Below are 16,700 nucleotides of genomic sequence, written 5' to 3'. Positions count from 1 at the left end.
GCCTAAGAAAACTAGGCGGTTTTTGCTTTTAACTAACACAAAATATTATTGCTTAACAAACTTCTTAACGAGTTTTCTAACACCATTATCTAATTCAAAAAAGTAAACTCCTGCAGAAAAATTACTTACATCAACGTAATTATCTGAAGAAAGAATTCCTGAATCTAGTTCCTGTCCTATAGTATTCAAAATTCTATAACCATATACACCAGGCTCAGCTGGTACAATATTTAAATCTCCAGCTGTAGGATTTGGATATAAAGTGAAAGCAAAAACTTGTGCTGCTGTGGCTACATCGCTCACGATTTCCTGAGTTACAATTGCTCCTGAAGCTGTAATGTTTACAGAATAATCTTCTACTTGTCCGTAAGAGAAAGCCTCACATGAACCCGGAATTCCGTTGTACTTCATAGAAACTCTTAATCTTGTTGTTCCTAAAGTTGCTGTTGCCGGAATAGTAATAGTTCCAGTTACCGGAGTTGTTGTTGAAGTTGCTTTTGTCCAAACAGTTTCGCCTGAATCTGCAAAATCACCATCTTGGTTATAATCAATAAAAACAGCATAACCTTCACTATACGTCGTAGATGTCCATGACGGTGTAATGGTTATAGTATACGCCGTTCCTCTTGCAGCGTTTGTAGAAATAGATGTAAAGTTTTCATAACCCGCTGATCCTGTAGAAGTATTATTGATTGTACCAAATACTACTTTTCCAATTCTTTCATCTGCAGTACTATTTCCCTGAGATGTACAATAGCTCACACTATTAGCAAGCGTAGTCACATTTACAGCGTTGCTTGATGCAGAAAGATTTCCGGCTGCATCTTTAGCTTTTACTGTAAAAGTATAAGCTGTTAAAGCTGACAATCCTGTTACGGTGTAGCTCGTTGTTGTAGATGATCCTAAAAGTGTTGTTCCTTGGTAAATGTTGTAACCTGTTACGGCAACATTATCTGTAGATGCTGTCCATGTTAGATTTGTTGTTGTTCCAGTTGTACCAGAAGCCGCTAAAGATGCCGGCGTTGTTGGTGCTGTAATATCTGTCGATGCTGAATAAGCCGCTCCTACTCCAATAGCATAAAATGCATTTGTTGTTGCAATCACCTCAGCAGAACCTGCTCCGTATAATTCGATAGCCGATTGAATACCAAAAGTACGTGCATTTGCAAAAGTGGAGTTAGCACCCAAATAAAGACTTTCTAAACGATATGCAATTTTCTCTGCTTTCGCGATTGTGATTCCGGTTACGCTGTATGAACTTCCGATATCATTCGTTCCTGTTTTTCCAACAGACAGAATATAAAACCAGTGATTTAATACTCCTGAATTGGTGTGAACACCACAATAATCATTATTTCCGGTAGGTGTACAATTTACATTAATCCAGTTGGTTCCTCCGTAAGTATCCGGTTGCCCTTCTGCTTTTGGATTACTCATAGAACGCAAAGCTACGTGACCGCTTCTTCTTTCAATATCTTCACCTACCAGCCAAATCTGTTTTGTTGGTGCTGAACGGTTTTCAATACAAGCCGCCCAAATATCAGAGAAAGCTTCGTTCATTGCTCCCGATTCTCTTTGATAAGCAAGATTTGCAGTATACGTACAAATAGCATGACCTATTTCGTGTCCGGCAACATCAAGTGAAGTCAGAATATCAAAACCTCCTGTTCCGCTTCCGTCTCCGTACGTCATTACACTTCCGTTCCAAAATGCATTATTATTACTTGAATATCCGGCAGCAATCAAATTGTAATGTACATAACTTCTAATTTTTGCACCGGCATTATCAAAACTATTTCTTCCGTGTACGGCTGACCAGTAATCATAAGTCATTTCAGCTCCCCAATGTGCATCGAGTGCTCCATTGTCTTTATTGGTATTGTTATATTCTGCTGCTGTCCAGTTATTATCAGCATCTGAAAAATTGGTTGTTGGATACGTTGCTGTTCTGGCAGAATTATACGTTTGAACACCACCTCCACGAGTTCCATCTAACAAAATGTATGATGATCCGCTTAAAGTAGTTTCAATAGTTTGAGTTCCGCTATAACGTGTAGCCGCGGTTCCCGCAACAAGTGCTGATTTAGCTGCTGCTATTTCTGCATGTTTATGAGCAGAAGTTTTCTTTGCACCATGGCTATGCTCTCCAAGATGTTTGATCGTTGCATTATAAAACAAGGCTTTTCCTGTTTCAGCATCTATATAAAGATCACCACGGCTTACTGGATTTGTAGCATAGATATCAAATTTATACGCTAAACGTACGATATCACTTTTTCTTTCCTGGCCTTGTTCTTCCATTGCAGGCAGAAGTACCAGTTCTCCTTTTGGTTTTTCATATCCTAATGCAGCGGCATCTGCAGGAGATTCCCACAAGTATTTTTGAGCACCTGTATGTGCTACTGCTCTGTTAAAAGCTGCCTGACTGGATAATTTAGGTGTTGTTTTTACATTTTCAAGATTGTAATATTCTCCGTTCATCGAAACTACTTTCCCCTCTTTTGAATGTAAAGTATAATTAGCAAATTCAACTTTTATTCCTTGTTCATACAACTGAAACTTTTCATGTGTATATCCTTGCTTGTCTGATTCTGTTCTGATTTTAGAGAAAATCTGGTTGTCTTTTAAGCCCAATTGCTCTTTGAAGATTTTTTGTGACTCTGAGCCTTTGTAGGTTGACTTATCACTGAAGGTAATTAAATTCGGTTGCCCGTTTTCTGAAACACTCTTTTGACTAATCCGTTTGTCAGTAATCTGCGCAAATGCAGAGAAAGAGAAAGTAAGCACAACCGCAGTTGTAATCATTTTTGGTAATTTTCTTTCCATAATAAATGTTTGTTTTGAGTTTGGTTAAATTAATTACAAATAAATACTCAATAGTAAGTAAATACTTAATTCAAGGTTAAAGGTATTTTGTTTTAATCACTTAATCGATGAAATTTGCCGTTAATCGATGAAATGCAATCCTTTTTACTTTAAATTCACATTTATTTAACATTTTGTAAGAATTAATCAAACAGAAGCCCCAAAAACTCATTTTTATACTTATTTTTAGACAATTTGAATTATTAATACTTACAAATAAGTACTAAACCTTAATTTTATACTCACATAGTCATTTAAATTTATCCTACAAAAAAAGCCAGCCTTATAAAAAGCTGGCTTTGAAGTATTTTTTAAGAAAGTATTACCTGATATCCATTTCAGGAATTTCACCTTCAATTATTAATTCTGCTTCTGTCGAAGCTATAATATGCTCCACAGAAATACCTGGCGCGCGTTCTAAGAGCTTAAAACCATTTTTAGTCACTTCGAGCACTGCCAGCTCAGTTACAACCTTTTTTACACATCCTACACCCGTTAATGGCAAGCTGCATTTCTTTAATATTTTAGATTCTCCAGCTTTATTAACATGCATCATCGCTACAATAATATTTTCTGCAGAAGCTACCAGATCCATAGCGCCTCCCATTCCTTTCACCATTTTACCCGGAATCTTCCAATTGGCGATATCACCATTTTCAGAAACTTCCATAGCACCAAGAATAGTCAAATCTACTTTTTGGCTGCGGATCATTCCAAAACTAAAAGCAGAATCAAAGAAACTTGCACCCGGAAGTGTAGTAATCGTTTGTTTTCCTGCATTTATAATATCGGCATCTTCTTCTCCGGCAAAAGGAAAAGGTCCCATTCCCAGAACACCGTTTTCACTCTGAAACTCTACAGCAATATCTTCTCTGACGTAATTGGCTACCAAAGTAGGAATTCCAATTCCTAAATTAACAAAGTATCGGTCTTTTACTTCTTTAGCAATTCGTTTTGCAATATCTTCTTTTGTCAACATATTTTTTAATGTTCAATTATTAATGTGTCAATTAGAAAATTAGATAATTCTTTAGATCGCGAAAAGCAAGCATTATCTAATTATCAAATTATCTCAATTATCAAATTAAGCTCTTTGTCTTACCGTTCTTTGCTCGATACGTTTTTCAAACTTCTCCCCCTGAAAAATACGTTGTACCATAATTCCGGGAATATGTATTTGATTCGGATCTAAAGTTCCAACAGGAACCAGCTCTTCAACCTCAGCAATTGTAATTTTTGCCGCACCCGCCATACAAGCGTTGAAGTTTCTGGCAGTTCCTTTAAAAATAAGATTTCCCGCTTCGTCCCCTTTCCATGCTTTAACAATAGCAAAGTCCGCCTTGAAGGCTTCTTCCATAATGTGCATTTTACCGTTGAACTCACGAACTTCTTTCCCTTCCGCTACTTCTGTTCCGTAACCGGCTGGCGTAAAGAAAGCCGGAATTCCAGCCTGAGCTGCACGGCAACGCTCTGCTAATGTACCTTGTGGTGTAAGCTCAACGTCTAATTCACCCGAAAGCATCTGACGTTCGAACTCAGCATTTTCTCCCACATACGAAGAGATCATTTTCTTTATTTGCTTTTTCTGTAACAACAATCCTAATCCAAAATCATCTACACCTGCATTATTCGAAATACAGGTTAAATCTGAAATAGTGGTATTTACCAAAGCTTCAATTGTATTTTCGGGAATTCCGCACAAACCAAAACCACCAAACATAATGGTCATTCCGGTTTCAACTCCTGATATAGCGTCCTGAACGTTATTTACTTTTTTTGTTATCATAACAAACTGTCTTTATTGTGGTATAATTTTGATAAAAATAAGATTTTTAGATTTATAAATAACGATTTCGTAAAAAATATAATTCGCTGATTTTATAATTAAAAACATAATGAATACTAATCTGCTCTTTTTAAAACTATCTCTGTCTTTGCTATTGATCCTATAATACCTAACAGGTTTTGGAAACCTGTTAGGAAAGCATAAATTAAGTAGCTTGCCCTTATAAAAATCAGCTTAATTACGTCTATAACAGAAAAATCCTTTTGTATTTTCTGAATTTCAGAAGTTACAAAAGGATTTTATAATATTAGAAACGAAAACTTTTTTACAATTCGAATTCGTCTGTATTTTGTTCTGTTTGTGTAGTGTCTTTAATTTTTGGAGCACTGTAACAATCTACTTTGATAGAAAGGTTCGCCGGACGCTCAAATTCTGATTTAGAAACCTGAAGTCCTTTGTCTGCATAACAAAGTTTCATGAAGTAACCCCAAACCGGCAATGCTGCTGTTGCTCCTTGTCCGTAGGTTAAACTTTTAAAACGTGCTGAACGGTCTTCACAACCAACCCAAACACCTGTTACTAAGTTAGGCACCATTCCCATAAACCAACCATCTGACTGGTTTTGTGTTGTTCCTGTTTTACCTGCAATTGGATTTTTGAACAAATATGGATATCCTGTCCAACGCTTATCTCCACTTCCACCGCCTTGCGTACGTAAACGTGCACCAGAACCTGTTTCAGTTACACCTTGAAGTAATTTGATTACTGCAAAAGCAATATCTTTATTTAATACATCATGCGATTCCGGAATTGGTTCGTAAATAACCTCTCCGCTTTTGTTTTCGATACGGCTTAAGAATTGTGGTTTTACATACACTCCTTGATTGGCAAATGTGCTGTATGCTCCAACCATATCTTCAACTGTAATATCTACAGCTCCTAATGCAATCGCCGGTTGAGCCGGAATTTTAGTTTTAACACCTAATTTTTTGGTAAGTTCTACCACAGCTTCAGGACCTGTTCTGTCAATTAATTTAGCAGAAACGGTATTGATAGAACCTGCCAAACCTTGTTTTAAGGTTACCATTCCGCGGTAACTATGATTAGAATTTCGTGGTTCCCAATCTGCAGTTACATTGTGGCGTCCTTTACGAATTATAAAGGGTCCGTCAAGAATGGAATCGCAAGGTGACATATTCAGTTGCTCGATAGCGGTTGCATAAACAAAAGGCTTGAATGTAGAACCAACTTGTCTTGCTCCCTGACCTACGTGATCGTATTGAAAATATTTGTAATTAATACCTCCAACCCATGCTTTAATGTTTCCGGTTTGTGGTTCCATTGCCATTAAACCTGATTGCAGGAAGTGTTTGTAGTAACGAATTGAGTCAAGCGGTGTCATGATCGTATCACGTTCTCCTTTCCAGGTAAACACGCGCATTTTTGTTTTTACTTTGAATGAATTAATAATATCTTCTTCGCTTTTATCTAAATCTTTTAAGATTGCCCAACGAACAGAATTTTTCATTGCCTGCATCATAATTCTGTCTGTCTCAGCTTGAGTGATATTCACGAAAGGTGCATTTTTATTTCCTTTCATGTCAATAAAAAACTGCTGTTGCAGGTTTTTCATGTGCGCGTAAACTGCTTCTTCAGCATATTGCTGCATTCTAGAATCGATAGTAGTGTAGATTTTCAAACCATCTTTGTAGATATCATAATCTGAACCGTCTGGTTTTTTATTCTCTGCCATCCATTTCTTCATGTAGTCACGAAGGTACTCTCTAAAGTAAGTTGCCGTTCCTTCACGGTGGCTTTCTAACTTAAATTTCAATGCGATTGGTAATGCCTGTAATCTTTCTTTTTCAGCATTAGAGATCATTTTGGCTTTAACCATTTGAGAAAGCACTACATTTCGACGGTTTTTTACTCCTTCCGGGTTTCTAACCGGATTGTATAATCCTGAGTTTTTGAACATCCCAACCAAAATAGCAGACTCGTCGGTAGATAAGTCCTTGGGATCTTTTGAGAAATACGTTTGTGCCGCAGAACTCACTCCAACAGAATAATTTCCGAAATCATAAACGTTACAATACATCGCCAAAATTTCATTTTTGGTATATTGTCTCTCCAGACGAATCGCGATAATCCATTCTTTTATTTTTTGTACTATCCTGAAAGGCAAAAACTTAGACCCTTCACCATGAAACAATTGTTTAGCTAACTGTTGGGTTAGTGTACTTGCTCCACCGTTTGTTCCTAAACTAAATACAGCTCTCAAAGTACCACGACCGTCAATTCCGGAATGCTCATAAAAACGAGCATCTTCGGTAGCAACTAATGCTTCGACCAGATTTTTTGGTAAGTCTGAATATTTAAGCTGCGATCTGTTTGTTTTAAAATACTTTCCGATAACAACGCCATCAGATGAAATAATTTCGGTAGCTAAATTGGAGTCCGGATTTTCCAAATCTTCAAAAGAAGGCATGGAACCAAATAATCCCCATGAAGCAAATAAAAAGAAAGCCAGACCAGCTGCGAGACTGAAAGCAAAAACCTTCCAGAATTTCTTTTTATAGTAGTTGATATCTTTACTCGTTTTTTGATTGTTTTTTGTAGTAGCCATAACTATTTATCTAATCTTTTTTTTCAATTCTAAAACCTACGTCAGTAATACCTTCTAAAGACTCAACACCAGCAACTTTGCCAGATTCTCTGACAGCCTGCTTGATATGCACTTTATAATTTCCTCTAAACTTAACATCTGCTCGGTAAAACAGCTTACTTTCTTTGATATCAGTAAAACCGTTTCCTAACAAAGATCCATCCGGATTAGCCATTTGGTACTCTAAAGTATCTACTTTGGTAAAACCGTTTGGTGTTTCGAGAGATACAATCAAAAACAAATTATTGAACGCATAATTGTTGTTGTCTCTTAAGTTTACAAATAAATTGTACTTTTTCGTAGAATCTAAAACTGGCAAATCGAAAGTTATAATGCTGTCTTTGTGCCAGGCACTTCCAACAGATTTATACTCATCGAATACTCTTTTTTTATCGCAGGAAAAAAGTAGTATCGCTGCCAAAATAAGAATCCCGCTATTTTTTATTCTCATTTTTAGTAATAATTATAGGTTTTCTTGGTTCAGCTTTTTTAGTATCATCTGAATTTTTGTTCTTATTCTGATGATTTGGCTTATTGTTAGATCTATTATTCTGCTTGTTCGGATTGTTATTATTTCCTCCCGCAGGTTTATTGTTGTTGTTATTATTATTCGCCTGCTGTGGTTTGTTAGGCGTCGCTACAATTGCTGCTTCAGCATTTGGCTTACGCTTGCGGCTTGGTTTTTTCTTTCTCTTCGGCTGATCAAAACGTGTTAAGCTTTCCTGACCCATTGCATTGTTAAAATCCTTTTCCGGTTCCAGAACTACTTCAATAGCAAAATCTTCTAACGAAGAAACTTTGTTTTTCTGTTTATTTTCGGCAATAATTTCTTTAACCTGATCGATTTTTAAAACGTGCCAGTTCGCAAAATTATTTGTGTAAGCAAACCACATTAAGCCTTTAAAGATATCTTGTTTTTGGCAAATAGCATCTCCTTTTTCTGTTACCAATTTGGTATCGTAATCAGGGAAATCTTTAAGTGCGTCCATGTAAGTGTCTAACTCATAGTTCAAACAGCATTTTAATTTTCCGCATTGTCCTGCTAATTTTTGCGGGTTTAGCGAAAGTTGCTGATAACGCGCTGCTGATGTATTTACACTTCTAAAATCTGTTAACCAGGTAGAACAGCATAATTCTCTTCCACAAGAACCAATTCCACCCAAACGAGCAGCTTCCTGACGAAAACCTACTTGCTTCATCTCTACTCTTGTACTAAATTCTTTTGCAAAATCTTTGATCAAAAGTCTAAAATCGACTCTGTCATTTGCCGTGTAGTAAAAAGTCGCTTTAGATCCGTCTCCCTGAAATTCAATATCCGAAATTTTCATTTCTAATTTATGCTGAATTGCCAATTCACGTGCACGAACTTTCATTGGTTCTTCGCGATCACGCGCTACAGACCAAATGTCAATATCTTTTTGAGATGCTTTTCTATAGATTTTTGGAACTTCATTGCTTTCGTGATTTACACCTTTTTTCTTCATTTGAATTTTTACCAATTCTCCTGTAAGTGTTACAATTCCAATATCATGTCCTGGTGATGCAACAGTAGCTACAATATCACCAATACTTAACGTTAATTTCTCTGAATTTCTAAAAAATTCCTTTCGTCCGTTCTTAAAACGTACCTCAACACAATCAAAAATCGCCTCTCCATTAGACGGACTCATGTTAGCAAGCCAGTCAAAAACCGTCAATTTATTGCAGCTATCGGTGCCGCAAGTCCCATTATTTTTACAACCCTTTGGTGCGCCACCATCAGAAGTTGAACAACTTGTACATGCCATAATTATATATGTAGTGCTACCAAAATGTAGCTTAAGTTCATAAACGTTTGATCGGTAAAGATAGTATTTTTTTTATTTTGCTTTTTATCGATAAAAACTAAAGGGGTGTTAAATAAAAATACTTATCGTTTTTTGCACTCAAATCCTTGACAAATTCTGTTTCTTTTTCTTCTTACTGAAAAAAAAATTCCTTTATGAAAGCTTATCCTGTCTGTTTTGTTCCCTAAAAAGCTATTTTAAATTTTTATGCTGAAATATATTTGTCATTTTTATGTTTTACCTTACAGCATAATTTGTGAAGACTAATTATGTCTTCTATTCATGTTTATTTTTCATCTTAAATACCACTTATAATGCAAAACCAGATTGAAAGTTTCCTTTTTCAGGGAAAATTTGACGAGGCTAGAGAATGCCTAAATAACGGAGAAAACTTTAACGACCAATATCTTAAAAACAACTTTTCTCAGATCGCAGCCAAAATTATTGAAGCCAGAGAAATCGACTTTATTGAAAAATTGATAAAAGCCGGCTTTATTGAAACGGACATTTATGAATTGGATAGTTTTGATCAGTCGATTTTTAATCCCTTGACGAGATCTTTAAAAGATGACGATGATTCGCTTTCTTTTTTCAAAGAACTGATGTCGAAAATGGATAATCTGAATGATGAAATCAGCGATAAAACTTTATTGGGTTACTTTTTTGAAAAAGGAGCATCTCCAAAAATAATAAAAATACTTATTGAGGATTTTGGAGCCAATACGCAGTATAAAAACAATGCCGGCGAAAATTTCATTTATACGATACTCAACACTTATGGTTTAGAAACAGAGAAAGTAAAAGAATATATTTCTTTGCTTCTGGACAATGGCGTTGACATTAACGAAAAAAACATCGTTGGTACAACTCCTTTGCTTTGTGCTGTTAAAAGAAACAGAAAAGAACTCATTTCTTTTTTATTGGAGAACGGCGCTGATCCTAACGAAACGGACAATCAGAACAATACCGCTTTTTATTACGCTGTTGCAGAACAGTTCTCGTATGATATGTACGATGCTTTAGCTTCTATTTCTTCACCTGATTTTAATATTGTGAACAAAGACGGACGTACTTTATTAACTACTTTTATCAGTTCTGTTTCGGGTTCATCAACAGATATTACATTTTTAGAACGTTTATTGTCAGATGGTGCCGATGTCAATTTCTGTGCCCAACATTACGGACAGCCAAAATCAGGAATTGACTTTATTGCAGAAAAGAAATCAGATATCCTGAAATCGGTTTTAGAGCATGCTTCTTTGGAGGTAAACGAACAAGACAATAACGGAAATACTATTTTGCACAAGGTTTGCGCCTACAATGTCAATTATGATGCTGAAGCGGCAAAAGAAACTTACCGAAAAGTAAAATTATTACTGGATCAGGGCGCTGATATCTCGATTACCAATGATAAAGACGAAACCGCTCTAATGCTAGCATCCGGAGATAATCTGAAAATTAAGACGGTTGAACTTTTAATGAAACAATAAAACGATTCTTTACTTTTAAAAAATTATATACATGTCAATGTCATTTATACTTGCCTGCGAAAATGGTAATAGAAAAATAGCCGAATTATTACTTCAAAACAAAGAAGTAGATGTAAAATATACCGACGAAAGAGGAAGAACCGCTTTGCATTATGCTGCACATCGTGGTTATCTTGATATCGCAAAAATTCTAACCGAAGATGGTGCTGATATTAACTATGAAGATCATCAGGGAGAAACACCTTTGTACTTCGCTTGTTTGCAAAAACAAAAACAAACTGCCTTGTTTCTTTTAGAGAATGGCGCAGAAATTACTAAAAATGATAAATACGGAAACAGTCTGCTGCACTTGGTGGTTCAGACGGCTCAAATCGATATTGCAACAAAGTTGCTTCAAGCCGGGGTTGATGTTAATTTACTGAACAACAACGGAGAAACACCGCTATTGTTGGCTTCTGCAAAACTGAATCGCGAAATTATTCAATTGCTTTTAGACAATGGTGCGGATATAAGTGTTACGGATAAACAAGGAAATACACCTTTATTTTACGCTTGCTATACAAAATCGGTTCCAATGGTTACATTGCTTTTGGATAACGGAGCTGATGTAAATCACTCCAATCATGCCGGTGAAAATCCGCTTTTGATTGCTTGTTACGAAACGAATCGAATGCTGGCAAAATTATTAGTCGAAAGAGGTGCCGATGTATTTACTTCTAACAATAATGGTTACTCACCAATTTGGTACGCTTGCGCGAATAATCAAAAAGAGATTGTTGCTTTGTTTTTAGAAAACGGCGTTGATGTTAATTTCAGCAAACCCGTTGCGCAAGACACTTCGTCTATGAACGATTATCTGGATTGGATTGTGAGTGCAACGAACATTTCAAACGATTCTAGTTTTACGCTAAACAGTTCTTATAACTACGGTGGAGAAAGCCTTTTGCATGTTGCAACTAAAAAAGGCAATTTAAGCATGGTCAAATTACTGATTGATGCCGGTGCCAACATCGACATTCAGGACGAATCGGGAAATACGCCTTTACACTACAGCGCAGCAAACGGAAAGAAGGATGTTGTAAAATACTTGCTCGAGAACAAAGCCGATGCTTCAATTGTAAACGTAAAAGAGCAAAAAGCAATTGATTATTCGAATGTTAAAGGCTTTAATGAAATTACAGAACTTATTCTAAAATTCGCTCCTTCGGGAACTGTGGTAACGCCAATTCAGAAAGAGGAACCTCAAAAAGCAGCTTCAGGAAGTTCTATGGAAGAAAAGAAAAAAGCATTATTAGATCTAAAAGAACTTTTGGATGCCGGGATTCTGACTTCTGAAGAATTTGAAAGTGAAAAAAGTAAAATTTTAAAAGGATAATGCAGCATCAAAAGTTGACTTGGCACAACCATCTAAACAATTATACTGCTATATTTTAAACAAACTTAAAAAATGAAAAAGATTTTAAAAAATTCCATTCTATTAATTGTATTCCTTACAACAACAATATCTTTTACTTCATGTACAGATCTTACCCCAGAAAAAACTTTTGAGATAGCCGCTTTAAATTCTAACTTGCTGGCTCGATTTGGCGGTAAAGAAATTAGCAACAAACTCGAATCCGAACCTCAGGTTTATGATGAAACTCAAAAAAAAATGGTTTCATCTACGTACTACGATAGTTTTAAATACGGCATCACTAATTTAGAAGCAAGTTTTAAAACAATTCAGGACATAAAAGAAGATGATGATAACCAAGAAATGGTTCAGGCATCAAAAGATCTATTTTCCTATGCTATTGCAAAACAAAAAGACGGATATCTGAAAATTGCTAAGATGAAAGACGAAAATGCTTCACCGGAACAACTGCAAAAAGCAATTGCAGATTTTGATGCTACTACTCAAAACGAAATAGACCTAAGGTTTACCAAACTGATGAATACAGCAAAAGCTTATGTCGAGAAGCACAACATCGACGCCAAATTTGGTATTTAATTCTTAAAATTACTAAACCTATGAGATTACTTTACATTTCACTTGCGAGCTGTCTTTTTCTTAGTTGTACCAATAAAAAGACATCAGATCAACAAAAAACTACTTCACCAAAAAAGACTGCGACAGAAAAAACAACTGCTGCTGACACTTTAACGGAAACGGAAACTGATGATTATTTAACACCTCCCAAATCTGATATTCGGGTATACGATTTAAGCCAATTCGATTCTCGTGTATTAATCTCCCTATCAGATGATTATGTATTAAGTAGTCATAAAGATTCACTTGCTATTCCTGATCTTAAAAATTTTGAAGAAGAAGAGTCGCAATACCTTCCGTTGGGTTTAAAATATAAAAAGGTAATGATGTCAAAAATGAGAATAGCGGAAACAGATAGTCTTTTTATTTATGATTATTCAGCAAATATATTAAATGCTTTTGCAGTAAAAGACTTAAATGCGGCAGCTTATATCAATATTTACGGAGCTGAGTGGCCTTATGAAGCATCAGATTATATGATTGGGTTTGAAGTGGAGAAAAAATTATTAAAAATTCCTGAATCTAATTACTATACTAGTTTCGTTTGCATTGGCCCAAAGAATCCGTTTGCGATGAAAAAACTGCAAACTATAAAATGGAAAGAAATTGCAGCTTCAAAAATACCATCAGTACCCGTAAATCCAAAATACGACAGGTTCATGAAAGGTACTACTAAAAAAAATGTCTACTCTTATACTAATGGAGATCTTCAGTATTTCCTTCAGGATTATGCTGAAAAAGGAGATGTGACAGGAAGAAGATTACTTGTTGAAAACAAAACAACGCATGAGATTGTTTTTGAAAATTACTATTATAACGACGAAGGCGGTGCGCTTACTCCTTTAAACTTTATTAATCCAGATGGTGAAATTCATCAATGGACTGGAAAATTGTTTAAAAACAAACCTGACGTAGCATTTGGCTTTGAATATGCTTCTTTTGGCTGTTCCACTATTCCATTTATCTCTAAAACGGAACCCGTGATTTTCAGAAGTTGCGATAACAGACATTAATTGCAAAATCATTATACAAGAAAACCCTATTCTACTAGATAAAAGAATAGGGTTTTCTTGTTTTTATTACTGTTGGTAATCTACGTTTCTTTGACAGTTATAATTTTGACAGGACACGCTTTTGCTGCCAATTCGCAGCTTTCTACAATGGTATGATTGGGTGATTTTAACGTAAAGAAGCCTTTTGCGTTTTGTGAATGAATCAAAACAGATTTACCGTCTTTTTTTGACATCTGAAAATGAACCGGATCCATTTCGACACAGTAATTACAGCCTATGCATTTATCTCTTTGCAATGTTACGATTACCATTACGCCTCTACAATTTTATATAATTTATCCGACATTCGAATTCTGAATGGCAGTTTAAAAGTACAATCGTCTCCTTTTGTTGCTTTATCAGCTACTTGATCATTGACAAACATTTCGTCGATAATCATTTCCTGAGCTCCGGTACTTGGTCCTGTTACGAGAATTTTATCTCCAATTTTAATGTCATACGCTTCGATCTTAAATTGTCCCACTTCTGCTTTCGGAAAGAAATGCGTTCCTTTACCCACATATACTTTCTTTTGGGTTGCAGCAGATCCCGGAATATCGCTCCACTCTCCTAATTCCTGACCCAGATAATAGCCGGACCAAAAACCACGATTGTAAACAGTGTTCAATACTTCCATCCACACCGCAACTTTTTCTTTCGTAAATGTTTTGTCGTAATAAGCATCAATAGCTTCTCGATATGTTTTTATTACTGTTGCCACATATTCCGGTGCACGGCCACGTCCTTCGATTTTTAAAACCTGAATTCCGGAATCCATTACCTGATCCAGAAAATCAAGTGTACACAAATCTTTAGGTGACATTAAGTATTCATTATCGACTTCGATCTCAAAACCGGTTTCCTGATCGATAACGGTATATTTTTTACGACAATTTTGTTTGCAGGCACCACGATTTGCAGAGGAGTTATGCGAATGTAAACTCAAATAACATTTTCCTGAAACTGCCATACACAAAGCACCATGACCAAAAATTTCGATTTCGACTAAATTTCCGTTTGGTCCTTTGATCTGTTCTTTCTCTATTTGTTCGGTGATTTTCTTCACTTGACGTAAGCTCAATTCACGGCTTAAAACCATTGTATCAGCAAACAAACTATAGAATTTTATGGTTTCAATGTTTGTTACGTTCAACTGAGTTGAAATATGTACTTCCATCCCAATTGTCCTTGCCATTGCAATTACGGCTTGGTCCGATGCAATTACGGCTGTGATATTAGCTTCTTTGGCTTTGTTCAATAATGTCTTTACGACAGATAAGTCATGATCGTAAATAATCGTGTTCAATGTCAGGTAGCTTCGTACGCTTTTTTGCTCACAACGTTTAGCTATTTCCTGTAAATCATCAATGGTGAAATTTACGGTTGAACGCGCACGCATGTTGAGTTGTTCTACTCCAAAATAGATGGAATCGGCACCATTATCAAGCGCAGCCTGAAGCGACTCAAAGCTCCCGGCAGGAGCCATAAGTTCAATTTTATTCGTCGATGTCATGATAAACTATTTTAAAACTTTATATATTTTATCTGACAATCTGATTCTGAAGGGAACTTCAAAAGTAACTTTATCTCCAATTTTAGCAGTTGTAGTAGCTGCTCCGTCTACGATCATTTTATCTAATGTCAATTCCTCATTCCCGGTAGTTGGTCCGGAAACGATAATGGTATCACCTAGATTTAACTCTTGATTTTCAACTGTAAATTGTCCTACCTGAGCTTTTACATAATAATGTTCTGCTTTTCCGATAAGTACTTTTTTTACTTTTACTTTTTGACGAATATCAACTGGTTTATCAGCAGTAGCTAAAGCTTTATTTGGCAGGTCACCAGAGTGTTTGAACTTCAAACTATCTGATTTTCCTTTTCTAAACACTTTATTACCAACTTGTTTTCCGGTTCTTAATCGCACCTGATCTACCAACGGCATGTGGATTACTTCAAGACATTCTGTTGAACAGCAGTTTTCCATTGCTGCTTTACAATCATCACATTGAATAAACAATAAATGACAACCATCGTTTTCACAATTGGTGTGATTATCGCAAGGTTTTCCGCATTGGTGACATTGCGAGATAATATCGTCTGTGATTCTTTCGCCAAGACGGTTATCGAATACAAAGTTTTTTCCAATGAATTTACTTTCTAGACCTTCTGCTTCAATCTGTTTTGCATAATTGATGATTCCGCCTTCTAACTGAAATACATTTTTGAAACCCTGGTGTTTAAAATAAGCACTTGCTTTTTCGCATCGAATACCTCCGGTACAATACATCACAAGGTTTTTATCTTCTTTATGATTCTGAAGTTGTTCGTTTATGATTGGTAAACTTTCTCTAAACGTTTCTACGTCTGGAGTAATTGCGCCTTTGAAATGTCCAACTTCACTTTCGTAATGGTTTCTAAAATCAACTACAATGGTATTTGGATCATCAAGAATTTCATTGAATTCGGCAGCTTTTAAGTGAACGCCAATATTGGTTACATCAAAAGTCTCGTCATTTAAGCCATCGGCTACAATTTTATCTCGGACTTTAATGGTTAATTTTAAAAAGGAATGATCGTCATGTTCTACCGCTTCATTCAATCGTATGCCTTTCATGAAGTCGTACACTTCAAGGGTTTCTCTAAAAGATTCTAAATTATCTTCCGGAATACTCATTTGAGCATTTATTCCTTCGGTGGCAACGTAAATTCGGCCTAAAGCATCGAGCTTGTTCCAGGCTAAGAATAAATCATCGCGAAATTTTTTGGGATCTTGAATTTTGGCATACGCATAGAAAGACAACGTTAGTCGTTGTTTACCGGCATCATCGATCATGATGGCTCTTTCTTCTGCGCTTAAAGTGTTATACAGTTGCATGCTATAAACTATTTTAAGTGAGAAATTATTTTATGAGGGGCAAAGGTAAGGAAAAAGGGGAAAAGAACAAAGGGCTCTTTTATTAGGAGCAAAGGCTCAGAGGTTCAAA

13 protein-coding genes are annotated in these 16,700 nt (G+C 36.0%); 4 read left to right on the top strand and 9 right to left on the bottom strand.

Annotated features, from left to right (window positions below; translation table 11 throughout):
• Positions 1–45 precede the first annotated feature (45 nt).
• The 6 genes from B0A66_RS03405 to B0A66_RS03380 form a co-directional block, all read right to left on the bottom strand.
• The gene (locus B0A66_RS03405) at positions 46–2,826 is read right to left on the bottom strand and encodes a M4 family metallopeptidase (RefSeq protein WP_089048447.1); all 2,781 of its coding nucleotides are present in this window, start codon (positions 2,824–2,826) and stop codon (positions 46–48) included.
• 361 nt (positions 2,827–3,187) lie between these two features.
• Positions 3,188–3,844, bottom strand: coding sequence for a 3-oxoacid CoA-transferase subunit B (locus B0A66_RS03400; protein ID WP_089048446.1), 657 nt, complete (start codon positions 3,842–3,844; stop codon positions 3,188–3,190).
• Between the two features lie 105 nt (positions 3,845–3,949).
• Positions 3,950–4,651, bottom strand: coding sequence for a CoA transferase subunit A (locus tag B0A66_RS03395; RefSeq protein WP_089048445.1), 702 nt, complete (start codon positions 4,649–4,651; stop codon positions 3,950–3,952).
• Positions 4,652–4,976: 325 nt separating this feature from the next.
• Positions 4,977–7,277: a penicillin-binding protein 1A gene (locus tag B0A66_RS03390; protein WP_089048444.1), complete on the bottom strand. Its 2,301-nt coding sequence runs from the start codon at positions 7,275–7,277 to the stop codon at positions 4,977–4,979.
• 10 nt (positions 7,278–7,287) lie between these two features.
• Entirely contained in the window at positions 7,288–7,767 is a 480-nt protein-coding gene (locus B0A66_RS03385; protein WP_089048443.1) for a gliding motility lipoprotein GldH, read from the bottom strand.
• Positions 7,751–9,103, bottom strand: a complete 1,353-nt coding sequence (locus B0A66_RS03380; RefSeq protein WP_089048442.1) for a PSP1 domain-containing protein — start codon at positions 9,101–9,103, stop codon at positions 7,751–7,753. The genes B0A66_RS03385 and B0A66_RS03380 overlap by 17 nt, the downstream gene beginning before the upstream one ends.
• A gap of 353 nt (positions 9,104–9,456) precedes the next feature.
• Between B0A66_RS03380 and B0A66_RS03375 the strand changes: the two genes are divergently transcribed.
• From B0A66_RS03375 to B0A66_RS03360, 4 genes are all read left to right on the top strand, one after another.
• Positions 9,457–10,632: an ankyrin repeat domain-containing protein gene (locus tag B0A66_RS03375; RefSeq protein ID WP_089048441.1), complete on the top strand. Its 1,176-nt coding sequence runs from the start codon at positions 9,457–9,459 to the stop codon at positions 10,630–10,632.
• 31 nt (positions 10,633–10,663) lie between these two features.
• Positions 10,664–12,007 carry an ankyrin repeat domain-containing protein gene (locus tag B0A66_RS03370; RefSeq protein WP_089048440.1) on the top strand — a complete coding sequence of 448 codons (1,344 nt, stop codon included), beginning with the start codon at positions 10,664–10,666 and terminating at the stop codon, positions 12,005–12,007.
• Between the two features lie 72 nt (positions 12,008–12,079).
• Entirely contained in the window at positions 12,080–12,622 is a 543-nt protein-coding gene (locus B0A66_RS03365; RefSeq protein WP_089048439.1) for a hypothetical protein, read from the top strand.
• 20 nt (positions 12,623–12,642) lie between these two features.
• Entirely contained in the window at positions 12,643–13,674 is a 1,032-nt protein-coding gene (locus tag B0A66_RS03360; RefSeq protein ID WP_089048438.1) for an oxidoreductase, read from the top strand.
• 80 nt (positions 13,675–13,754) lie between these two features.
• On the opposite strand, the gene B0A66_RS03355 is transcribed toward B0A66_RS03360, so the two are convergent.
• The 3 genes from B0A66_RS03355 to trhO are packed head-to-tail and all read right to left on the bottom strand — an operon-like array spanning position 13,755 to position 16,591.
• Complete coding sequence (locus tag B0A66_RS03355; protein ID WP_059116976.1) at positions 13,755–13,985, bottom strand: ferredoxin; 231 nt, start codon at positions 13,983–13,985, stop codon at positions 13,755–13,757.
• Entirely contained in the window at positions 13,985–15,226 is a 1,242-nt protein-coding gene (locus B0A66_RS03350) for a peptidase U32 family protein (protein WP_089048437.1), read from the bottom strand. Before B0A66_RS03350 ends, B0A66_RS03355 begins: the two co-directional genes overlap by 1 nt.
• Before the next feature lie 6 nt (positions 15,227–15,232).
• A complete protein-coding gene (gene trhO, locus B0A66_RS03345) occupies positions 15,233–16,591 on the bottom strand; it encodes an oxygen-dependent tRNA uridine(34) hydroxylase TrhO (RefSeq protein ID WP_089048436.1) in 1,359 nt (452 codons plus the stop codon).
• Between the last annotated feature and the right edge of the window lie 109 nt (positions 16,592–16,700).

It is taken from the genome of Flavobacterium hercynium (genome assembly GCF_002217285.1).
Lineage (GTDB): Bacteria > Bacteroidota > Bacteroidia > Flavobacteriales > Flavobacteriaceae > Flavobacterium > Flavobacterium hercynium.
The sequence above is the reverse complement of the archived record's forward strand: the minus strand, read 5'-3'. Positions and strand labels throughout refer to the sequence as shown.

Bases quoted from the DNA above. Each gene is read 5' to 3' on its own strand.
- B0A66_RS03405 (WP_089048447.1), bottom strand. From the start codon at position 2,826: ATGGAAAGAAAATTACCAAAAATGATTACAACTGCGGTTGTGCTTACT.
- B0A66_RS03400 (WP_089048446.1), bottom strand. From the start codon at position 3,844: ATGTTGACAAAAGAAGATATTGCAAAACGAATTGCTAAAGAAGTAAAA.
- B0A66_RS03395 (WP_089048445.1), bottom strand. From the start codon at position 4,651: ATGATAACAAAAAAAGTAAATAACGTTCAGGACGCTATATCAGGAGTT.
- B0A66_RS03390 (WP_089048444.1), bottom strand. From the start codon at position 7,277: ATGGCTACTACAAAAAACAATCAAAAAACGAGTAAAGATATCAACTAC.
- B0A66_RS03385 (WP_089048443.1), bottom strand. From the start codon at position 7,767: ATGAGAATAAAAAATAGCGGGATTCTTATTTTGGCAGCGATACTACTT.
- B0A66_RS03380 (WP_089048442.1), bottom strand. From the start codon at position 9,103: ATGGCATGTACAAGTTGTTCAACTTCTGATGGTGGCGCACCAAAGGGT.
- B0A66_RS03375 (WP_089048441.1), top strand. From the start codon at position 9,457: ATGCAAAACCAGATTGAAAGTTTCCTTTTTCAGGGAAAATTTGACGAG.
- B0A66_RS03370 (WP_089048440.1), top strand. From the start codon at position 10,664: ATGTCAATGTCATTTATACTTGCCTGCGAAAATGGTAATAGAAAAATA.
- B0A66_RS03365 (WP_089048439.1), top strand. From the start codon at position 12,080: ATGAAAAAGATTTTAAAAAATTCCATTCTATTAATTGTATTCCTTACA.
- B0A66_RS03360 (WP_089048438.1), top strand. From the start codon at position 12,643: ATGAGATTACTTTACATTTCACTTGCGAGCTGTCTTTTTCTTAGTTGT.
- B0A66_RS03355 (WP_059116976.1), bottom strand. From the start codon at position 13,985: ATGGTAATCGTAACATTGCAAAGAGATAAATGCATAGGCTGTAATTAC.
- B0A66_RS03350 (WP_089048437.1), bottom strand. From the start codon at position 15,226: ATGACATCGACGAATAAAATTGAACTTATGGCTCCTGCCGGGAGCTTT.
- trhO (WP_089048436.1), bottom strand. From the start codon at position 16,591: ATGCAACTGTATAACACTTTAAGCGCAGAAGAAAGAGCCATCATGATC.